Source organism: Streptomyces sp. NPDC051921 (genome assembly GCF_040680975.1).
GTDB lineage: Bacteria > Actinomycetota > Actinomycetes > Streptomycetales > Streptomycetaceae > Streptomyces.
On record NZ_JBFAXU010000004.1, the window covers coordinates 183492 to 203204 of the forward strand.

The 19713-nt window shown below is 72.7% G+C and carries 16 protein-coding genes; 10 read left to right on the forward strand and 6 right to left on the reverse strand.

Going from position 1 to position 19713, the window contains the following annotated elements; genetic code table 11:
• Positions 1-261: 261 nt before the first annotated feature.
• Positions 262-1173 (reverse strand): LysR family transcriptional regulator, encoded by a 912-nt coding sequence (locus tag AB0M16_RS07510; protein WP_365339840.1) that lies wholly within the window; start codon positions 1171-1173, stop codon positions 262-264.
• A 178-nt stretch (positions 1174-1351) separates the two neighbouring features.
• On the opposite strand from AB0M16_RS07510, the gene AB0M16_RS07515 reads away from it, so the two are divergent.
• From AB0M16_RS07515 to AB0M16_RS07525, 3 genes are read left to right on the forward strand one after another with little or no spacing between them, the layout of a single operon-like run.
• Positions 1352-2275 carry an EamA family transporter gene (locus tag AB0M16_RS07515; protein ID WP_365339842.1) on the forward strand — a complete coding sequence of 308 codons (924 nt, stop codon included), beginning with the start codon at positions 1352-1354 and terminating at the stop codon, positions 2273-2275.
• The gene (locus AB0M16_RS07520) at positions 2272-2844 is read left to right on the forward strand and encodes an AAA family ATPase (protein ID WP_365339844.1); all 573 of its coding nucleotides are present in this window, start codon (positions 2272-2274) and stop codon (positions 2842-2844) included. Before AB0M16_RS07515 ends, AB0M16_RS07520 begins: the two co-directional genes overlap by 4 nt.
• 57 nt (positions 2845-2901) lie before the next feature.
• On the forward strand, positions 2902-3432 hold the full coding sequence (locus tag AB0M16_RS07525; protein WP_365339846.1) for an SAM-dependent methyltransferase: 531 nt from the start codon (positions 2902-2904) through the stop codon (positions 3430-3432).
• Positions 3433-3530: 98 nt separating this feature from the next.
• Here AB0M16_RS07525 and AB0M16_RS07530 read toward each other — a convergent pair whose 3' ends face one another.
• Positions 3531-4574, reverse strand: coding sequence for a LacI family DNA-binding transcriptional regulator (locus AB0M16_RS07530; RefSeq protein WP_365339849.1), 1044 nt, complete (start codon positions 4572-4574; stop codon positions 3531-3533).
• A 130-nt stretch (positions 4575-4704) separates the two neighbouring features.
• Between AB0M16_RS07530 and AB0M16_RS07535 the strand changes: the two genes are divergently transcribed.
• Genes AB0M16_RS07535 through AB0M16_RS07545 form a run of 3 tightly spaced genes read left to right on the forward strand, consistent with a single transcriptional unit; the run spans position 4705 to position 7816 of the window.
• Complete coding sequence (locus tag AB0M16_RS07535) at positions 4705-5856, forward strand: Gfo/Idh/MocA family oxidoreductase (protein ID WP_365339851.1); 1152 nt, start codon at positions 4705-4707, stop codon at positions 5854-5856.
• A complete protein-coding gene (locus AB0M16_RS07540; protein WP_365339853.1) occupies positions 5853-7016 on the forward strand; it encodes a dihydrodipicolinate synthase family protein in 1164 nt (387 codons plus the stop codon). The genes AB0M16_RS07535 and AB0M16_RS07540 overlap by 4 nt, the downstream gene beginning before the upstream one ends.
• 26 nt (positions 7017-7042) lie before the next feature.
• On the forward strand, positions 7043-7816 hold the full coding sequence (locus AB0M16_RS07545; protein ID WP_365340231.1) for a sugar phosphate isomerase/epimerase family protein: 774 nt from the start codon (positions 7043-7045) through the stop codon (positions 7814-7816).
• A 162-nt stretch (positions 7817-7978) separates the two neighbouring features.
• Here AB0M16_RS07545 and AB0M16_RS07550 read toward each other — a convergent pair whose 3' ends face one another.
• Entirely contained in the window at positions 7979-8452 is a 474-nt protein-coding gene (locus AB0M16_RS07550; protein ID WP_365339855.1) for a DUF937 domain-containing protein, read from the reverse strand.
• Between the two features lie 141 nt (positions 8453-8593).
• On the opposite strand from AB0M16_RS07550, the gene AB0M16_RS07555 reads away from it, so the two are divergent.
• Together AB0M16_RS07555 and AB0M16_RS07560 are read left to right on the forward strand one after the other, a co-directional pair.
• The gene (locus AB0M16_RS07555; RefSeq protein ID WP_365339857.1) at positions 8594-10807 is read left to right on the forward strand and encodes an ATP-dependent RecD-like DNA helicase; all 2214 of its coding nucleotides are present in this window, start codon (positions 8594-8596) and stop codon (positions 10805-10807) included.
• Positions 10808-10986: 179 nt separating this feature from the next.
• Positions 10987-12276, forward strand: a complete 1290-nt coding sequence (locus tag AB0M16_RS07560; RefSeq protein ID WP_365339859.1) for a citrate synthase — start codon at positions 10987-10989, stop codon at positions 12274-12276.
• Between the two features lie 362 nt (positions 12277-12638).
• Here the strand turns inward: AB0M16_RS07560 and AB0M16_RS07565 are convergent, their stop codons facing one another.
• Both AB0M16_RS07565 and AB0M16_RS07570 read right to left on the reverse strand, forming a co-directional pair.
• Positions 12639-14885: a heavy metal translocating P-type ATPase gene (locus AB0M16_RS07565; RefSeq protein WP_365339861.1), complete on the reverse strand. Its 2247-nt coding sequence runs from the start codon at positions 14883-14885 to the stop codon at positions 12639-12641.
• Positions 14886-14951: 66 nt separating this feature from the next.
• Complete coding sequence (locus tag AB0M16_RS07570) at positions 14952-15170, reverse strand: cation transporter (protein WP_365339863.1); 219 nt, start codon at positions 15168-15170, stop codon at positions 14952-14954.
• A 238-nt stretch (positions 15171-15408) separates the two neighbouring features.
• On the opposite strand from AB0M16_RS07570, the gene AB0M16_RS07575 reads away from it, so the two are divergent.
• Entirely contained in the window at positions 15409-16671 is a 1263-nt protein-coding gene (locus tag AB0M16_RS07575; RefSeq protein ID WP_365339865.1) for a cation:proton antiporter, read from the forward strand.
• Here the strand turns inward: AB0M16_RS07575 and AB0M16_RS07580 are convergent.
• Positions 16649-17290, reverse strand: coding sequence for a TetR/AcrR family transcriptional regulator (locus AB0M16_RS07580; RefSeq protein ID WP_365339867.1), 642 nt, complete (start codon positions 17288-17290; stop codon positions 16649-16651). The two genes, AB0M16_RS07575 and AB0M16_RS07580, sit on opposite strands and share 23 nt — an antisense overlap.
• A gap of 165 nt (positions 17291-17455) precedes the next feature.
• Between AB0M16_RS07580 and AB0M16_RS07585 the strand changes: the two genes are divergently transcribed.
• The gene (locus tag AB0M16_RS07585; RefSeq protein WP_365339869.1) at positions 17456-19708 is read left to right on the forward strand and encodes an MMPL family transporter; all 2253 of its coding nucleotides are present in this window, start codon (positions 17456-17458) and stop codon (positions 19706-19708) included.
• The last annotated feature ends 5 nt before the right edge of the window (positions 19709-19713 follow it).

Genomic DNA, 19713 nt, shown 5'->3' on the forward strand with positions numbered 1-19713 from the left:
GCACTGGTGCTCCTTCCGGCCGTGCGGGGTGTGAGGGGAGGAAGCGGTGAAGGAAACTTCCAAGGAGTCACGGATAGCCGGAAAGTAACTGCCAGGTCAAGGATCCGCGCAAGAAACGCGGCCTGGCGCCGGGGCGTCACCCGGTCGCCGCGCCCCGCGCCCGGTCGGTTCACTCCGCCGCCGCGACCTCGGGCCCGGCCGGCCCACTCCGCCGCCGCACCCGGTACCTCACTCCGCCGCCGCGCCCCGCGCCCGGTCGGTTCACTCCGCCGCCGCGACCTCGGGCCACAGGTCCTGGAGCGTGCGGACCGTCTCGGTGATCGCCGGCCTGCGGGCCGCCCCGGTCCGCCACAGCGCTCGCAGCCGCCGCGTCGGGATCGGGTCCAGCCGCAGCGGCGCCACCTCCGGCGGCAGGGCCCCGCGTCCCAGCCGCGGTACGAGGGCGATCCCCAACCCGGCCGCCACCAGGGCCACCTGCGTGTGGTTCTCCTCCGCCTGATGGGCGATCAACGGCTCGTACCCGGTCGCCCGCAGCGTCCGCATCAGCCAGTCGTGGCACACCGTCCCCGGCGGCTGGGTGATCCACCGCTCCTGGCTGAGCTCCTCGCGCCGCACCACGTCCCGCTCCGCCAGCGGGTGCTCCCGGGGGACGAGGATGTCGCAGAGGTCGTCGCCGATCACCGCCTGCTCCACACCCGGCGGTACGGGCAGCGGGGCGATGTCCCAGTCGTGCGCCACGGCCAGGTCGAGGACGCCCCGCGCCACCAGGTCCACGGACAGGTGCGGGTCCACCTCCGACAGGCGGGCGTCGAGCGCCGGGTGACGAACCGCCAGGTCCGCGAGCACCCGCGGCATCAGTCCGCGCGCCGCGCTCGGGAAGCAGCCGATCCGCAGCCGGCCGGCCGGTAGGCCGCGCCGCTCCTCCAGGCGCACCTCGGCCTCCTCCACCAGGGACAACAGCCGCTCGGCGGTGTCGGCGAGCTGACGGGCGTCGTCGGTGAGACGCACGCCCCGGCCGCTGCGTTCGAGCAGCGTCGTGCGGGTCTCCCGTTCCAGCTTGGCGATCTGCTGGGAGACGGCGGAGGGGGTGTAGCCGAGGGCGGTGGCGGCGGCGCCGACCGTGCCGTGCACGGCGACGGCGTGCAGCGCCCGCAGACGTCCGAGATCCAGCACGCGATCCTCCCGGGATGCTGTGGCTGTGTGGCTGTGTGGCTGTGTGGCTGTGTGGCTGTGTGGATGCGTGGATGTGTGGATGGTGGATGCGTGGATGTTTGGATGTAGCGATGCTTCATCCAACCATGTAGGAATCCGCGCTGGTGCTACATGTTCCGGACGGGCGATCCTCGTCGGTATGCGCCCCGCCCACATCGCCCTCGCCGCCCTGGTCGCCGCCGTCTGGGGAGTCAACTTCGTCGTCATCGAGATCGGCCTCGACCACTTCCCGCCGCTGCTCTTCTCCGCCCTCCGCTTCCTCGTCGCCGCCCTGCCGGCCGTCTTCCTCGTCGGCCGTCCCAAGGTCGCCTGGAAGTGGATCGTGGGCGTCGGCCTGGCGCTGGGCGTGGCCAAGTTCGGCCTCCTGTTCACCGGCATGAGCCTCGGCGCCCCGGCAGGCCTGTCCTCCCTGGTCCTCCAGGTCCAGGCCGTGTTCACCGCCCTCTTCGCCTTCCTCGCCCTCGGCGAGCGCCCCGACAGGATCAAGCTCCTCGGCATGGGCGTCGCCCTCGCCGGCATCGGTCTCGCCGCCCTCGACGAGGGTGCGTCGAGCTCCATGACCGGCTTCGCCCTGGTCGTCACCGCCGCCGTCTGCTGGGGCGTCTCCAACGTCCTCACCCGCAAGGCCGCCCCGCCGGACCCGCTCAACTTCATGGTCTGGGTCAGCACCGTGCCCGTCCTGCCGCTGCTCGCCCTCTCCCTGCTGCTCGAAGGGCCGCAACGGGACCTCGACGCCCTGCGCGCGCTCGACTGGACCGGTGCCGGCGTCATCGTCTACGTCGCCTGGATCACCACCGTCTTCGGCTTCGGCGCCTGGGGCTGGCTGCTGCGCCGTCACCCGGCCTCCTCGGTGGCCCCGTTCTCGCTCCTCGTGCCCGTCTTCGGCATGTCCTCCGCCGCGCTCGTCCTCGGCGAACCGGTCAGCCCGCTGCGCTGGGGCGCGGCCGCCCTCCTGGTCGGGGGAGTGGCGCTGACCTCGCTGACAATTCGCAGGCGCCCGGCGGCGGAAGCGGCTACGGTTCCGACCGGCCCTGTCCCTCTCACCGTGAACGAGCGTGCATGACCTTCGAGAACGTCACCGTCGACAGCCCCGAACCCGCCCCCGGCACCGTCCTCCTCGTCGGCATCCCCGGCAGCGGCAAGAGCACCGTCGCGGCGGCCCTCGCGGCCCGGTTCGCCCGCTCCGCGCACATCGAGGTCGACAAGCTCCAGGAACTCATCGTCGAGGGCTGCCACTGGCCCACCCCCGACGGCGACCCGGAGGCCGACCGGCAGATCCTGCTGCGTGCCCGCAACGCCTGCCTCCTGGCGGACAGTTTCGTCACGGCCGGCTTCCTGCCGGTCCTGGACGACGTGGTGGTCCGCCGCGCCCACCTCGACTTCTACCGCTCCCAGGTGAAGGCGGGGCCGCTCCACGTGGTCGTCCTGGCGCCCGGCCCCGACAAGGCGTGGGAGCGCAACAACGCCCGCCACAAGCGCCTGACGACCAACTGGGCCTTCCTCGACGAGGCGATGCGCGCCGAACTGTCGGGCGAGGGCGTGTGGATCGACAACGCGGAGCAGACGGTCGAGGAGACGGTGGCGGCGGTGCTGTCGGCCGTCGGCCTGGACGGCGACGCCCGCCCCGTCTGACGAGATCCGTACCCGCCTGCCCGAGCACCAGCCGCCCGCACCAGGAGGAGACCGCCCATGACCCGACAGCCCGTCGTCACCGAGCCCGTCGTCGCCGAGCCCGTGGTCACCGAGCCCGTCGTCGCCGAGCCCGTGGTCACCCATCCGATCGGCCGGGTCGTCGGCGGCCGTGCCGACGTGCGTGACGACGAGTGGGGCGAGGTCACGGCCGTCGTCCGGCTCGACGCCGCCCGGTTCGGGCCGGAGGCGCTGGCCGGCCTCGACGCCTTCTCCCACCTGGAGGTGGTCTACCACTTCGACCGGGTGGCGGAGGACGCCGTGGAGACCGGCGCCCGCCACCCCCGCGGCAACACCGACTGGCCGCTCGTCGGCATCTTCGCCCAGCGCGGCAAGAACCGCCCCAACCGCCTCGGCGTCTCCCGCTGCCGCCTGCTGCGCACGGACGGCCTCGACGTCCACGTCCAGGGCCTGGACGCGGTCGACGGCACCCCGGTGCTCGACATCAAGCCGTACATGGCCGAGTTCGGCCCGCAGGGCCCGGTCGACCAGCCCGGCTGGTCCACCGAGATCATGAGCCGCTACTACTGACGCGCTCGGCCCGCCCGGGGCCGCACGGTCACCGAGCGGTCGCCCGGACCCGGGCGGGCGCGGCGCGCGGCCCGGACCCCGCGGAGCCGCCCGCCCCCTCAGGCTCGCGGGCGCCCCGTCGACCCCCGTACCACGAGCTCCGCCACAATGGTCGCCAGCCCGCCCGGCGGTGCCTCCTCCGCGCCGAGGGCGAGGCGTCCCGCGCGGGCGCCCGCCTCGTGCAGCGGCAGACGTACGGTGGTCAGCGCGGGTACCACGTCGACCGAGAACGGCAGGTCGTCGAAGCCGGCCACCGAGACGTCGCCGGGGATGCTCATGCCCCTCTCGCGCAGCGCCGCGCAGACGCCGAGCGCGACGGTGTCGTTGGCGGCGACGACGGCCGTCAGGTCCGGGGCGAGGCGCAGGAGTTCGACGGTGGCGTCGTAGCCGGACGCGCGGTCGTACGGGCCGTGCACCGTGGGCCCCTCGGCGAGCCCGGCCTCGCGCAGCGCCTCACGGTGGCCCTCCAGCCGGTGCCGGGTCGTGGTGCGGCCGGCCGGCCCCGCCACGTAGCCGATCCGCCGGTGGCCGAGCGCCAGCAGGTGCTCGGTGAGCCGGCGCGCGCCCGCCCGGTTGTCGAAGGCGAGGGTCGCGGCGGTCAGGTCGGCGAGCGGGGGCCGCCCGCACAGCACGACCCGGGTGCCGGCGTCCGTGAGCTTCGTCAGCTTGGCCGTCACCGCCGCCAGGTGCTCGGGGTCCTCCAGGGAGCCGCCGGTGAGGATCACGGCGGCGGCCCGCTGCCGCTGCAGCAGGGTGAGATAGGTGAGCTCGCGCTCGGGGGAGCCGCCGGTGTTGCAGACGACGGCCAGCTTCTCGCCGCCGGCGCGGCCCGCCCCGGTCTCGCCGATGGCGCCCTGCGCGGCCCCGGCCATGATCCCGAAGAAGGGGTCGGCGATGTCGTTGACGAGGACGCCCACCAGGTCGGAGGTCGCGGCGGCGAGCGAGCTCGCGGGGCCGTTGGGGACGTAGTCCAGCTCGTCGACCGCGCGCATGACCCGTTCGCGGGTGGCGGCGGCGACCGGGTAGTTGCCGTTGAGGACGCGGGAGACGGTCGCGGGGGAGACCCGTGCGCGGGCGGCCACGTCCGCCAGGGTGACGGTCATCGCGTGCGTACCTCCAGGGCCTTGTCGGCGGTGATGTCGGCAGGCTAGCGTCATGCGCGATAGAAAGCGCTTTCTATCCGTGCTTTCCGTCAGCGTGACGTACGGCTCGCCCGAGGAGAGGAACACCTTCGTGACACGCAGAACGGTCCGCATCGCCATGAACGGCGTCACCGGACGCATGGGCTACCGCCAGCACCTCGTCCGCTCGGTCCTCGCGCTGCGCGAGCAGGGCGGACTCGACCTCGGCGACGGCGAGACCCTGTGGCCCGAGCCGGTCCTCGTCGGCCGCCGCGAGCCCGCGCTGCGCGCCCTCGCCGAGCGCCACGGGCTGACCGAGTGGTCCACCGACCTGGACGCCGTCCTCGCCGACGACACCGTCGACGTCTACTTCGACGCGCAGGTGACCTCCGCCCGCGTCGCCGCGCTCACCAAGGCGATCGCGGCGGGCAAGCACGTCTACACCGAGAAGCCGACCGCCGCCGACCTCGCCGGCGCCCTCGAACTCGCCCGGCTGGCCCGGGAGAAGGGCGTCCGGCACGGCGTCGTCCAGGACAAGCTCTTCCTTCCCGGCCTGCGCAAGCTGAAGCGGCTGATCGACGGCGGCTTCTTCGGCGAGATCCTGTCCGTACGCGGCGAGTTCGGCTACTGGGTCTTCGAGGGCGACTGGCAGGAGGCCCAACGCCCCAGCTGGAACTACCGCGCCGAGGACGGCGGCGGCATCGTCGTCGACATGTTCCCGCACTGGGAGTACGTGCTCCACGAGCTCTTCGGCCGGGTCACCTCAGTGACCGCCCACGTCGCCACCCACGTGCCGCGCCGCTGGGACGAGCGGGGCAAGCCGTACGAGGCGACCGCCGACGACGCCGCGTACGGCATCTTCCAGCTGGAGGGCGGCGCCGTCGCCCAGATCAACTCCTCCTGGGCGGTCCGCGTGCACCGCGACGAACTGGTGGAGTTCCAGGTCGACGGCACCCACGGCTCCGCCGTCGCCGGCCTGCGCGACTGCCGTGTCCAGCACCGCTCCGCCACCCCGAAGCCGGTGTGGAACCCGGACGTACCGGCCGCCGAGGCCTTCCGCGAGCAGTGGCAGGACGTCCCCGACAACGCCGAGTTCGACAACGGCTTCAAGGCCCAGTGGGAACTCTTCCTGCGCCATGTCGCCCTCGGCGAGCCCTACCGCTGGGACCTGCTCGCGGGCGCGCGCGGCGTCCAGCTCGCCGAGCTGGGCCTGCGCTCCGCCGCCGAGGGCCGCCGCCTGGAGGTCCCGGAGGTGACCCTGTGATCCGGCTGCCCGGGGCGGACGGGACGCTGCGGGCGTACGAGCCGCGCACCGAACCCCTCGCGTTCACGGCCGGCGGGCCGTTGGTCTCCCGTACGGTCCTCGCCGCCGCGCACGTCGTCGCCGACCCGTACGCGGACACGACCCCGGACACCCCCGCAGCCGTCGACTGGGACGCCACCCTCGCCTTCCGCCGCCACCTGTGGTCCCACGGCCTCGGCGTCGCCGAGGCGATGGACACCGCCCAGCGCGGCATGGGCCTCGACTGGGCCGGGGCGGCCGAGCTGATCCGCCGCAGCGCCGCGGAGGCGCGGGCCGTCGGCGGTCGGATCGCCTGCGGCGTCGGCACCGACCAGCTCACCGGCACCGCCGGCCTTCCGGCAGTCCGCGCGGCCTACGAGGAACAGCTCGCGGTCGTCGAGGAGGCCGGTGCCCAGGCCGTCGTGATGGCCTCCCGCGCGCTCGCGGCCACGGCCCGGGGCCCGGAGGACTACGCGGAGGTGTACGGCCAGGTGCTCCGCCAGGCCGCGGACCCGGTCGTCCTGCACTGGCTGGGCCCGATGTTCGACCCGGCCCTGGAGGGCTACTGGGGCTCGGCGGACCTGGACGCGGCGACGGAGACCTTCCTGGAGCTGATCGCGGCCCACCCCGACAAGGTCGACGGCATCAAGGTCTCGCTCCTGGACGCCCGGCGCGAGGTCGAGCTGCGCCGCCGCCTCCCCGACGGGGTCCGCTGCTACACGGGCGACGACTTCCACTACCCGGAACTGATCGCGGGCGAGGAGCCCTCGGCGGGAGGGCGTTTCAGCCACGCGCTGCTGGGCGTCTTCGACCCGCTCGGCCCGCTGGCCGCGGAGGCCGTCCGGGTCCTCGACACGGGTGACACGGATGGCTTCCGCACGCTCCTCGACCCGACCGTCGAACTCTCCCGCCACCTCTTCCGGGCCCCGACCCGCTTCTACAAGACGGGCGTGGTGCTCCTCGCCTGGCTGGCCGGGCACCAGGACCACTTCGCGATGATCGGCGGCCTGCAGTCCGCCCGCTCGCTCCCGCACCTCGCCCGCGCCTACGAGCTCGCCGACGGCCTCGGCCTGTTCCCCGACCCGCTGCTGGCGGAGTCCCGGTTGAGGTCCCTGCTCGACGTGTACGGGGTGCCCCGGTGAACCTCGACCGCTTCAGTCTCAACCAGATGACGGTCCGGCAGCTCCCGCTCCCGGACCTCGTCGCGCACTGCGTGCGCCTGGGCATCCCCGGCGTCGGCCTGTGGCGCGAACCCGTCCAGGAGTACGGGATCGAGGCCGCCGCCGCGCTCGTCCGCGACGCCGGACTGACCGTCACGACCCTCTGTCGGGGCGGCTTCTTCACGACCGACGGCTGGGAGGCGGCCAACCGCGCCGCGATCGACGAGTGCGTGGCCCTCGGCACCGACACCCTCGTGCTCGTCTCCGGCGGCCTGCCGCCCGGCAGCCGCGACCTGCCCGGGGCCCGCGCCCGCATCGCCGCCGCGATCGGCACCCTCGCCCCGTACGCGGGTCGGCGGGGCGTCCGGCTCGCCATCGAGCCCCTCCACCCCATGTACGCCTCCGACCGGTGCGCGATCTCCACCCTGGACCAGGCGCTGGACATCGCCGAGCACTTCCCGGCCGAGCAGGTCGGCGTGGTCGTCGACACCTACCACCTGTGGTGGGACGACCGCGCCCCGGCCGCCGTGGCCCGCGCGGGCGAGGGCGGCCGCATCCACTCCTTCCAGCTCGCGGACTGGGCCACACCGCTCCCGGCCGGAGTCCTCGACGGACGCGCGCAGTTGGGCACGGGCACGATCGACCTGAAGGCCTGGGCCGCCCTGGTCGAGAAGGCGGGCTACGCCGGGCCGGTCGAGGTGGAGCTCTTCAACGAGGAGCTGTGGGGGAGGGACGGGGTGACGGTCCTGGAGGAGACGGTGGAGGCGTTCCTGGCGGTGTGAGGCGACGAGGGCGGGGAGGCCCACGGGGGTTCGACGCGGCGCGGTGGCGGCAGGCGTCAGAGCGCAGTGAGCCCGGCCCCGCGGGGGCTGACGTCCCGTGTGCCCACCCGTCCCGCCCTGCGGGACGATCGCCCGCACGGAGTCGACGGAGGGGGCGGGGCGCTACTTCCGGGCCCCGCCGCTCAGCATGTCCCCGAGCCCGCCGCCCCGCTGTCCCGCGGCCCGCCGGGTCAGCACGGCCAGGACGACCGGGACGAGCAGGTCGACCGCCCGCCGCACGGTCGGCGCCGGCAGGCCGGTCTTCTTCGCGACCGCGCCGGCCGCGGGCTCGGCCAGCTTGCTCAGGACGCCGGCCATCAGCCCGCCGCCCACCAGGCCGCCGAACGTGGCGACGCCCTGGAGCGGCGGTTCGGCGGTGGAGACCTCGGCGACGGCGGCGCGTACCTCGTCGGCGCTGACCGGCTCGGCGGCGGCCGAGCGAAGTTCGCCGGAGAGCTCGGACACCGAACTGCGCACGAGCCGCCGTGCCTCGGGGGCGTCCGTGCCGAGCAGCCCGGAGATCTCCTGGAGCCTGTCGTCGCCGAGTTCCTGAAGGACGTCGTCCTCGAACGAGGACTCACGCGCGGTTTCACTCATACCGGAAACGCTACGGTCCGCCCCTTTCGTCGGCATGCCGGGAGGGCGGCCAGGGGGACCCGCCGGCCTGGGCGCCGTCACCGGACCGTCGTCCGTCCACAGCCGGGCCCGGTTGTCCGAGGGTTTCGCTACCGTCGGACCATGTCCAATCCCGCAGTGGTCGAAGGGGTCCTGGAGCGGATCACCTACGCCAACGAGGAGAACGGGTACACGGTCGCCCGTGTCGACACCGGCCGCGGCTCCGGTGACCTGCTGACGGTCGTGGGGTCGCTGCTCGGCGCCCAGCCGGGGGAGTCCCTGCGGATGGAGGGCCGCTGGGGCTCCCACCCGCAGTACGGGCGCCAGTTCACCGTCGAGAACTACACGACCGTCCTGCCGGCCACCATCCAGGGCATCCGCCGCTATCTCGGCTCGGGCCTCGTCAAGGGCATCGGGCCCGTCTTCGCCGACCGCATCACGACGCACTTCGGCCTGGACACCCTGCAGATCCTGGAGGAGTCGCCCAAGCGCCTGATCGAGGTCCCGGGCCTGGGCCCCAAGCGCACGAAGAACATCGCCGCGGCCTGGGAGGAACAGAGGGCCATCAAGGAGGTGATGGTCTTCCTGCAGGGCGTCGGCGTCTCCACCTCGATCGCCGTACGCATCTACAAGAAGTACGGCGACTCCTCGATCTCCGTGGTGAGGAACCAGCCCTACCGGCTCGCCGCCGACGTCTGGGGCATCGGCTTCCTCACCGCCGACCGGATCGCCCAGGCGGTCGGCATCCCCCACGACAGCCCCGACCGGGTCAAGGCGGGGCTGCAGTACGCGCTGTCGCAGTCCGCCGACCAGGGGCACTGCTTCCTGCCCGAGGAGCGGCTCATCTCGGACGCGGTGAAGCTGCTCCAGGTCGACACCGGGCTCGTCATCGAGTGCCTCGGTGAGCTCGCCGAGGACCCCGAAGGGGTCGTGCGGGAGAAGGTGCCGGGACCCGAGGGCCTGCCCGTCACGGGGGTGTTCCTGATTCCGTTCCACCGGGCCGAGCTGTCCCTCGCCGGGCAGGTGCGGCGGCTGCTGTCCGCCGAGGGGGACCGGATGCCGGCCTTCCGGGACGTCGCCTGGGACCGGGCCCTGGCCTGGCTCGCCGACCGCACGGGGGCCTCGCTCGCGCCCGAGCAGGAGGAGGCCGTGCGGCTCGCCCTGACCCGTAAGGTCGCCGTGCTGACCGGCGGCCCCGGCTGCGGCAAGTCGTTCACGGTCCGCTCCATCGTGGAGCTGGCCCGGGCCAAGCGGGCCAAGGTGGTGCTCGCCGCGCCCACCGGGCGGGCGGCCAAGCGGCTGGCCGAGCTGACCGGGGCCGAGGCCTCGACCGTGCACCGGCTCCTGGAACTGAAGCCGGGCGGCGACGCCGCCTACGACCGGGACCGGCCGCTCGACGCCGATCTGGTCGTGGTCGACGAGGCCTCCATGCTGGACCTGCTGCTCGCGAACAAGCTGGTCAAGGCCGTGGCGCCGGGTGCCCATCTGCTCCTGGTGGGGGACGTCGACCAGCTGCCCTCGGTCGGCGCCGGCGAGGTCCTCGGCGATCTGCTCGCCCCGGGCAGCCCGGTCCCCGCCGTCCGGCTCACCCGGATCTTCCGACAGGCCCAGCAGTCCGGGGTGGTCACCAACGCGCACCGGATCAACGAGGGGCTCCCGCCCGTCACGACCGGCCTGCCGGACTTCTTCCTGTTCGCCGAGGAGGAGACCGAGGACGCCGCCCGGGTGGCCGTGGACGTCGCGGCCCGCCGGATTCCCGCCAAGTTCGGCCTGGACCCGCGCCGCGACGTGCAGGTGCTCGCGCCCATGCACCGGGGCCCCGCCGGAGCCGGCTCGCTCAACGGGCTGCTCCAGCAGGCGATCACCCCGGCCCGCCCGGACCTGCCCGAGAAGCGCTTCGGCGGCCGGGTCTTCCGCGTCGGCGACAAGGTCACCCAGATCCGCAACAACTACGAGAAGGGCGCCAACGGCGTCTTCAACGGCACCGTCGGCGTCGTGACCTCCCTCGACCCCGTCGAGCAGCGGCTCGTCGTGCGCACGGACGAGGACGAGGAGGTGCCGTACGACTTCGACGAGCTGGACGAGCTGGCCCATGCCTACGCTGTGACCATCCACCGATCCCAGGGCAGCGAGTATCCGGCAGTGGTGATCCCGGTCACCACCAGCGCCTGGATGATGCTCCAGCGGAATCTGCTCTACACGGCCGTCACCCGGGCCCGGAAGCTCGTCGTCCTGGTCGGTTCCCGCAAGGCGATCGCCCAGGCGGTGCGCACGGTTTCAGCCGGTCGCCGCTTTACCGCACTCGCCCATCGCCTCACAGGGGCCACTGTCGTGTGAAAGATCACGGAGGACTTCCGGAACCGGGGCGAAGGGGGCAGGATAAGCAGGTTGGCGGCACTGAGTGCCGCCGATTGGCCCAATGGTCGACCCCGAGTGCACTCTCCTGAGCCAAATGGGGGATGGTAGAGACAGTCAGGGCACCTCGAAGAAGAGGCACTACGTCGGTGAGGGATGACGTGAGCGACAACTCTGTAGTACTGCGGTACGCGGACGGTGAATACACCTACCCGGTGGTCGAGAGCACCGTCGGCGACAAGGGCTTCGACATCGGGAAGCTCCGAGCCCAGACCGGTCTGGTCACCCTGGACAGCGGATACGGCAACACCGCCGCCTACAAATCCGCCATCACCTACCTGGACGGCGAGAAGGGCATCCTGCGGTACCGCGGCTACCCGATCGAGCAGCTGGCCGAGCAGTCCACCTTCCTTGAGGTGGCGTACCTGCTGATCAACGGCGAGCTGCCGACGGCGGACGAGCTCACGACGTTCCAGAACGAGATCACCCAGCACACGCTGGTCCACGAGGACGTCAAGAACTTCTTCCGCGGCTTCCCGCGGGACGCCCACCCGATGGCGATGCTGTCGTCCGTGGTCTCCGCGCTGTCCACCTTCTACCAGGACAGCCACAACCCGTTCGACGAGAAGCAGCGCCACCTGTCGACGATCCGGCTGCTCGCCAAGCTGCCGACCATCGCGGCCTACGCGTACAAGAAGTCGGTCGGACACCCGTTCGTCTACCCGCGTAACGACCTCGGGTACGTCGAGAACTTCCTGCGCATGACCTTCTCGGTCCCGGCCCAGGACTACGACCTCGACCCGGTCGTGGTGTCGGCGCTCGACAAGCTTCTGATCCTGCACGCGGACCACGAGCAGAACTGTTCGACCTCCACCGTCCGCCTGGTCGGCTCCTCGCAGGCGAACATGTTCGCCTCGATCTCCGCCGGCATCTCGGCCCTGTGGGGCCCGCTCCACGGTGGCGCCAACCAGTCCGTCCTGGAGATGCTCGAGGGCATCCAGGCCAACGGCGGCGATGTCGACTCCTTCATCAACAAGGTGAAGAACAAGGAGGACGGCGTCCGCCTGATGGGCTTCGGCCACCGGGTGTACAAGTCCTTCGACCCGCGCGCCAAGATCATCAAGGCGGCGGCGCACGACGTCCTGTCGGCTCTCGGCAAGTCCGACGAGCTGCTCGACATCGCGCTCAAGCTGGAGGAGCACGCGCTCTCCGACGACTACTTCGTCTCGCGCAACCTCTACCCGAACGTGGACTTCTACACGGGCCTCATCTACCGCGCGATGGGCTTCCCGACCGAGATGTTCACCGTGCTCTTCGCCCTCGGCCGCCTTCCGGGCTGGATCGCCCAGTGGCACGAGATGATCAAGGAGCCGGGCTCCCGCATCGGCCGCCCGCGCCAGATCTACACCGGCGAGGTCCTCCGCGACTTCGTCCCGGTCGAGGCCCGCTGACCGCAGGCCGCCGGCACCGCGCCAGCGAAAGCGCCCCGCCGCCGATCCCCCCACGGGTCGGCGAACGGGGCGCTTCCCATATCCCCGGTGCGGATTCCCCCCACGGGATCCGGGCCGGGCGTCTGCTCGCGCGGTCTGCCGGGGTACGTACGGGAGGGCCGCTCAAAGCTCCCCGGTGCACGTGCCCCGGCCGCGCTTGCCTGGGACGTCCCCCAAGACATCCCATGAACGTCCCCCAAGACGTTCTCGGCATCGCCCACTTAGACTCGCGAACAGCCCAGATGGTTACCCCCAAATATCTGTGATCTAGATCTCTTTGTGAAGGTCCTGTGCGTCACGTGTAGGTGAATTCACATGATCGGTCAGCGGAATCGCCGCAGCCGCAGACTGTTGGTCACCACGAAAACGGACGAAAAGGCCATAGCGAGCCCGGCGATCATCGGGTTGAGCAGCCCCGCCGCGGCCAGGGGCAGCGCGGCCACGTTGTAGCTGAAGGCCCAGCCCAGGTTGCCCTTGATCGTGGCCAGGGTGCGCCGCGACAGCCGGATGGCGTCCGCAGCGACCCGCAGGTCGCCGCGGACCAGGGTGAGGTCGCTCGCCTCGATGGCCGCGTCCGTGCCGGTGCCCATCGCCAGGCCCAGGTCGGCCGTCGCCAGGGCCGCCGCGTCGTTCACCCCGTCGCCGACCATGGCCACCGTGCGCCCCTCGGCCTGCAGCCGCCGGATCACGGCCACCTTGTCCTGCGGCAACACCTCGGCGATCACCTCGTCGATGCCGACCTCGGCCGCCACCCGCTCCGCCACGGCCCGGCCGTCGCCGGTGAGCAGCACGGGCCGCAGGCCCAGGCCGCGCAGCCGGGCGACCGCCTCGGGGCTGGTCTCCTTGACCGCGTCGGCGACCGTGAGGGTGCCGCGGGCCCGCCCGTCCCAGGCGACGTGGACGACCCCGGGGTCCGTCCCGCCGGGCACCTCGATCTCCTCGGCGGCGAGCAGGGCGGCGCGCCCGACCAGGACCAGGTGCCCGTCGACCGAGCCGCGCACGCCGAGCCCGGGCACGTTCTCGAAGGACTTCGGTACGGGCAGCTCGCCCACGCGCGCGGCGGCGCCGGCCGCGACGGCGCGGGCGACCGGGTGCTCGGAGGAGTGCTCCAGGGCGCCCGCGAGCCGCAGCAGCTCGGTCTCGTCGGCGCGGCCGGCGCCGTACGCGCCGCCGTACACGTGCACCCCGGTCAGCTCCATGCGGCCGGTGGTGACCGTGCCGGTCTTGTCGAGGACGACGGTGTCGACGCGGCGGGTGGACTCCAGGACCTCGGGGCCCTTGATCAGGATGCCGAGCTGGGCGCCGCGGCCCGTGCCCACCATGAGGGCGGTCGGGGTCGCGAGGCCGAGGGCGCAGGGGCAGGCGATGATCAGGACGGCCACGGCGGCCGTGAAGGCGGCGGTGGTGTCGCTGGTCACGAGGAGCCAGGCGACCAGGGTGCCGAGGGCGACGAGGAGCACGACGGGCACGAAGACGGCGGAGATCCGGTCGGCGAGCCGCTGCACCTCGGCCTTGCCGTTCTGGGCGTCCTCGACGAGCCTGGCCATCCGGGCCAGCTGGGTGTCGGCGCCGACCCGGGTGGCCTCGACGACGAGCCGTCCTGAGGCGTTGACGCAGCCCCCGGTGACGGGGTCGCCGGGGGTCACCTCGACGGGCACGGACTCGCCGGTGAGCATGGACGCGTCGACGGCGGAGGCGCCCTCGGTCGCGGTGCCGTCGGTGGCGATCTTCTCCCCGGGGCGTACCACGAAGCGGTCGCCGACCCGCAGCGCGGTCACCGGGACCCGCACCTCGGAGCCGCCGCGCAGGACGGCCACGTCCTTGGCGCCGAGCCGCAGCAGGGCGTGCAGGGCGGCGCCGGCCTTCCGCTTGGCGCGGGCCTCCAGGTAGCGGCCGAGGAGGATGAAGGTGACGACTCCGGCGGCGACCTCCAGGTAGACGGCGGAGGAGGCGTGGTCGCGAGCGACGGTGAGGCTGAAGTCGTGCCGCATGCCGGGCATGCCGGCGTCGCCGAGGAAGAGCGCCCAGAGCGACCAGCCGAAGGCCGCGAGGGTGCCGACCGAGACGAGCGTGTCCATGGTGGCGTTGCCGTGCCGCAGATTGGTCCAGGCGGCGCGGTGGAAGGGCAGTCCGCCCCAGACGACCACGGGGGACGCGAGCGTCAGGGAGAGCCACTGCCAGTTGTCGAACTGGAGGGACGGCACCATCGCGAGGAGCACGACGGGCAGGGAGAGGACGGCGGAGACGGTGAGCCGCTGCCGGAGCGAGGCGAGCTCGGGGTCCTCACGCTCCCGCGCCCCGTCCCCGATGGCCTCCGGCCCGGTCTGCGGCCCGGTCTCCGGCTCCGGCTCGGGCGGCGGGGGTTCCTCGGCGGTGTAGCCGGTCCTGACGACGGTGGCGATGAGCGCGTCGACCGTGACCTCCGTGGCGTGTTCGACGCGCGCCTTCTCCGTGGCGTAGTTGACGGTCGCCGTGACCCCGTCCATGCGGTTGAGCTTCTTCTCGACGCGGGCCGCGCAGGAGGCGCAGGTCATCCCGCCGATCGTCAGCTCGGTGATCGTGGAGGTCATCGGCGGTTTCCAAACGGGAGCAGGGCCATACGGTCACCGTACGGCCCTGCGGCGGTGCGGCGGGGCTCAGGCGGCCGGACCGACCAGTTCGTAGCCGGCCTCGTCGACGGCGGCGCGGACGGCCTCCTCGTCGAGCGGCGCGGCGGACGTCACGGTGACCAGGCCGGTGGCGGCGACGGCCTTGACCTCGGAGACCCCCGCGATCTCGGAGATCTCGCCGGAGATCGCACCCTCGCAGTGTCCGCAGGACATTCCGTTGACCTGGTAGGTGACGGTGACGGCCATGGTGTTCTCCTCTTCAGGGGTGCTGCGGTGCGGGGTGGCCCACTGGTCGCGGAGCCGTACGGCGTTCCTACCACCTACTGTACCCCTAGGGGGTATCGATTGGTGGGTGGCCGTGTCACGTCGCGCGGGTGAGCGCGGCCACAGCGGTCCGGCCGCCGTGCCGACCGCACGCCGGAATGCCCCGAGTCCCCCCTGCGGCCTCAGGGCGGCCGGTCGGGGCTTGTGATAGATACCCGATATGTCGCATTCGGGGACCACGTTGATCCTGATCATGGCGATCGCCGTCCTGGCGCCGTTGCTCGCCTACGGGGTCGGCCGCCGGCTCCCCGTACCCCTCGTCATCTTCGAGATCGTGCTCGGCATCGTCATCGGGCCCGACGTCCTGGGCTGGGCGAAGCCCGACGCCCTCGTCGACGGGCTCTCGCAGCTCGGTCTCACCATGCTGATCTTCCTCGCCGGCTACGAGATCGAGTTCGGCACGGTCCGCGGCGACACCCTCAAGCGCTCGGTGTGGGCCTGGGTGTGCGCCCTCGCGCTCGGCCTCGGCGTCGGCGTGCTGCTCGGCGGCGGCTACGACAAGGGCGTCTTCATCGGTGTCGCGCTCACCAGTACCGCCCTCGGCACCGTCCTTCCGGTGCTCCGCGACGCAGGCGCCCTGCGCGGCCGCTTCGGCTCGGTGGTCATGGCCTTCGGCGCCGTCGGGGAGTTCGGGCCCATCATCGCCATGGCGCTGCTCCTGAGCGGCCGCAAACCGGCCGAGTCGACCGTCCTGCTCGCCGTCTTCGCGGCGCTCACGGCCGGCGGCGTCCTGTGGGCGCTGCGGCCCCGCCCGCCGTGGTTCTCCCGGGTCATCGCCCGGACCCTGCACACCAGCGCCCAGTTCGCGGTCCGCTTCGTCTTCCTGCTGCTCGCCCTGATGCTGGGCGCCTCGCAGGCGCTCGGGCTCGACGTGCTGCTCGGCGCCTTCGCGGCCGGTCTCATCACGCGGCTGGTGCTCACGGGGGCCGCCCCGGAGTCCGGACACGAGATCCTGGAGAAGGTCGAGGGCGTCGGCTTCGGCTTCCTCGTCCCGGTCTTCTTCGTCGTCACCGGCATCGAGTTCGACCTCGACTCGCTGCTCTCGGGCGGCCGTGCGCTGCTGCTCCTGCCGCTCTTCCTGGTCCTCTTCCTGGTGGTACGCGGCGGCCCGGTGTGGTTCCTCGCGCCACGCGACCTCGGCCGGCGCGACCGGGGCGCGCTGGTCCTCTACGGCTCCACGGCGCTGCCGCTGGTCGTCGCCATCACCACCATGGGGGTCGACGACAAGGTGCTGACGGCGGGCGAGGCGGCGGCCCTCGTGGGGGCCGGGATGGTCTCGGTGCTCGCCTTCCCGCTGCTCGCGCTGAGGCTCCGGGCGCGCGGTGGTGCCGGCGCGGGGAAGGGTGCGGGGGAGGGCGCCGGGGCGGTGACCGGCCGGGAGGGCGCGGCCGCCGGGCAGGTCACGGGCTCGGAATCGTGGTGAGCGCCTCGCCGATGACCGGGTCGAGGTAGCGCAGCAGCACCGTCTTCGTCTCGACGATCACGGCGTCCCGCTCCGGCCCCTCGGGCGCGGCGAGGATCAGGGCGAGCCCTGCCTTCACGATGGCGAAGACCATGTCGGCGATCCGGGTGCGCTGGGCGGCCTCGCTGCCCGGCAGGTAGTGGCCGAGCAGATCGCCGACCCGGGCGAGCAGCGAGGCGTGCAGCGCGTCGTGCTCCTCGGCGATCCGGCCGGGGATCTCGGAGCCGTGCATGAGGGCGAGGAAGACCGGGTTCTGGCAGTTGAAGTCGATCAGCGGGTCGAGGACCGCGTCGAGCAGCTGGGGCAGGGGCAGGGCGAGGTTCGCGGGTGTGAAGGCCTGGCCGTGGTACTCCCGCATCTGGGCGAGCAGGCGGTCGCCCAGTTCGAGGGCGATGGCCTCCTTGTTCGGGAAGTACTGGTAGAGCGTGCCGGGGGAGACGCTCGCCTCGCGGGCGATCGCGTTGGTGCTGGTCGCTGTGTAGCCGTTGGTGCAGAAGACGTTCGCGGCGGCCTGGAGCAGCTGTGCGATGCGGCGCTCGCCGCGGGCCTGGCGGCGGCGCGGCTTCGGTTCCTCGGGCATGGCTGTCCCCAGCTCTCTGAACGCGATTGACAAACACGAGAGGTCGCTCGCATTCTTGAGAAACGCGAGTGATCACTCGTGTTTGCCAGTCTATGGGCAATTGGACGACCCGTGCGGCCTGCCGGCAAGCGAGCGCACGGGCCACGGTGAAGGGGACACCGCGTCATGGCCGAAGTCAAGAAAGCGCTGCCTACGGGGGGTGGGCCCGGCGGCTGGACGCGACTCGTGACCGCCAGACCGCGCCTCTCCCTCTTGCTCGCCCTCGTGCTGACCGCGCTGGCGGTCCTCGCCGGCGGCGGCGTCGCCGACCGCATGGGCAGCGGCGGCTGGGAGGCCCCGGACGCCGAGTCGACCTACGCGATCGAGGTCCTGGAGCGGGAGTTCCCCGCCTCCCAACCCAATCTGCTGCTGCTCGTCGACGCGGGCGACGCCGCGGTCGACTCGCCGGACGTGGCCGCCGAGGCCCGCCGGCTGGCCGAGCGCCTCGACGCCCAGCCGGGCGTCGACGGCGTCGGCTCGTACTGGCAGACGGGCTCGCCCGCGCTGCGGTCGAAGGACGGGCACCAGGCCCTGATCGCCGCCCGGATCGACGGCGAGGAGAAGGCCGCGGGCGAGGTCCTCCAGCGCCTCGCCCCCGAGTTCCGCGGCACCCACGGCCCCGTGGAAGTCTCCGTCGGCGGCCCCCTCGCGGTCCGCCACGAGATGCAGACGATCATCCAGGAGGACCTGCTCAGGGCCGAGATGATCGCCCTGCCCATCACCCTCGTGCTGCTCGTCATGGTCTTCGGCAGCGCCGTCGCCGCGCTGCTCCCGCTCGGCATCGGCATCGTCGCCATCCTCGGCACCAACGCCGTGCTGCGCGGCATCACCGAGTTCACCGACGTCTCCGTCTTCGCGCAGAACCTCACCACCGCCCTCGGCCTCGGGCTCGCCATCGACTACGCCCTGTTCGTGGTCCGGCGCTTCCGCGAGGAGCTGGCCACCGGCGCCGACGCCCGGACCGCCGTCGCCACCACCCTGCGCACCGCCGGGCGGACCGTGCTCTTCTCCGCCCTCACCGTCGCCGTCTCGCTCGCCGCGATGCTCGTCTTCCCGCAGTACTTCCTGCGCTCCTTCGCCTACGCCGGCATCGCCGTCGTCCTGCTCGCCGCCGCGGCGGCCCTGACCCTGCTGCCGGCCGCGCTCGTCCTGCTCGGCGACCGGGTCAACGCCCTGGACCTGCGCAGGCTGCTGCGCCGCGGAGGCCGGGGGCGCGCCACGGAGACCGGCGCCGAGGCGGCCGGAGGGGCCGGCTGGGGGCGGGTCGCCGCCCTCGTCATGCGACGGGCACCGCTGTTCGCCGTCGCCACGGCCGCCGGACTCGTGCTGCTCGGACTGCCCTTCCTGGGCGTGAAGTTCGGCACCGCCGACGACCGCCAGCTCCCGTCGACCGCCGAGTCCCGGGTCGTCCAGGACCAGCTGCGCGGGGGCTTCCCGGGCAGCCCCGGCGGCGCGCTCACCGTGCTCGCCGAGGGCGAGGCGACACCCGCGCAGTACGCCGACTACCGGGAGCGCATCGCGAAGCTCGACGGGATCACCCGGGTCGACGGGCCGGTGACCTCCGGCACCGGCGAGCGCACCCACGCCTACTTCACCGTCGTCGCCGAGGGCGAGGGCGTCGGCGCCGGGGCCCAGCGGGCGGTCGGCGAACTGCGCGCCGAGCAGGCGCCGTTCGACACGTCCGTCACCGGCGCCGCGGCCGTCCTCGTCGACTCCAAGGACGCCATAGGCGAGCGGCTGCCCTGGGCGGCCGGCATCATCGTCGTCGTCACCCTGATCCTGGTCTTCCTGCTCACCGGCAGCGTCGTCGTCCCCCTCCAGGCCGTCGTGCTCAACGCGCTGAGCCTCACCGCGATGTTCGGCGCCGTCGTCTGGGTCTTCCAGGAGGGGCACCTCTCCGGACTCCTCGGCTTCACCCCCACCGGCGACATCGAGACCACCCTGCCCGTCCTGATGTTCTGCGTGGCCTTCGGGCTCTCCATGGACTACGGGGTGTTCCTGCTCTCCAGGATCAAGGAGGAGTACGACGCCACCGGCGACCACGAGCACGCCGTCCGCTTCGGGCTGCGCCGCACCGGCGGCCTGATCACCGCCGCCGCCGTCATCCTGGCCGTCGTCATGGTGGCGATCGGCACCTCCCGGGTCACCAACACCAAGATGCTGGGCCTCGGGGTCGCCCTCGCCGTCCTCATGGACGCGATGGTGGTGCGCAGCCTGCTCGTGCCGTCCGTGATGAAGCTGACCGGGCGCCTCACCTGGTGGGCGCCGGGACCGCTGCGCCGCCTCCACGACCGCTTCGGCATCAGCGAGGGCGGCGGGGACGAGGACCGCGTGTCCGGGCCGCCGGAGCGGGAGCCGGTGCGGGAGAAGGTGGGCTGACGCCC

Bases quoted from the DNA above. Each gene is read 5' to 3' on its own strand.
- AB0M16_RS07515 (WP_365339842.1), top strand. From the start codon at position 1,352: ATGCGCCCCGCCCACATCGCCCTCGCCGCCCTGGTCGCCGCCGTCTGG.
- AB0M16_RS07520 (WP_365339844.1), top strand. From the start codon at position 2,272: ATGACCTTCGAGAACGTCACCGTCGACAGCCCCGAACCCGCCCCCGGC.
- AB0M16_RS07525 (WP_365339846.1), top strand. From the start codon at position 2,902: ATGACCCGACAGCCCGTCGTCACCGAGCCCGTCGTCGCCGAGCCCGTG.
- AB0M16_RS07530 (WP_365339849.1), bottom strand. From the start codon at position 4,574: ATGACCGTCACCCTGGCGGACGTGGCCGCCCGCGCACGGGTCTCCCCC.
- AB0M16_RS07545 (WP_365340231.1), top strand. From the start codon at position 7,043: ATGACGGTCCGGCAGCTCCCGCTCCCGGACCTCGTCGCGCACTGCGTG.
- AB0M16_RS07550 (WP_365339855.1), bottom strand. From the start codon at position 8,452: ATGAGTGAAACCGCGCGTGAGTCCTCGTTCGAGGACGACGTCCTTCAG.
- AB0M16_RS07555 (WP_365339857.1), top strand. From the start codon at position 8,594: ATGTCCAATCCCGCAGTGGTCGAAGGGGTCCTGGAGCGGATCACCTAC.
- AB0M16_RS07565 (WP_365339861.1), bottom strand. From the start codon at position 14,885: ATGACCTCCACGATCACCGAGCTGACGATCGGCGGGATGACCTGCGCC.
- AB0M16_RS07570 (WP_365339863.1), bottom strand. From the start codon at position 15,170: ATGGCCGTCACCGTCACCTACCAGGTCAACGGAATGTCCTGCGGACAC.
- AB0M16_RS07575 (WP_365339865.1), top strand. From the start codon at position 15,409: ATGTCGCATTCGGGGACCACGTTGATCCTGATCATGGCGATCGCCGTC.
- AB0M16_RS07580 (WP_365339867.1), bottom strand. From the start codon at position 17,290: ATGCCCGAGGAACCGAAGCCGCGCCGCCGCCAGGCCCGCGGCGAGCGC.
- AB0M16_RS07585 (WP_365339869.1), top strand. From the start codon at position 17,456: ATGGCCGAAGTCAAGAAAGCGCTGCCTACGGGGGGTGGGCCCGGCGGC.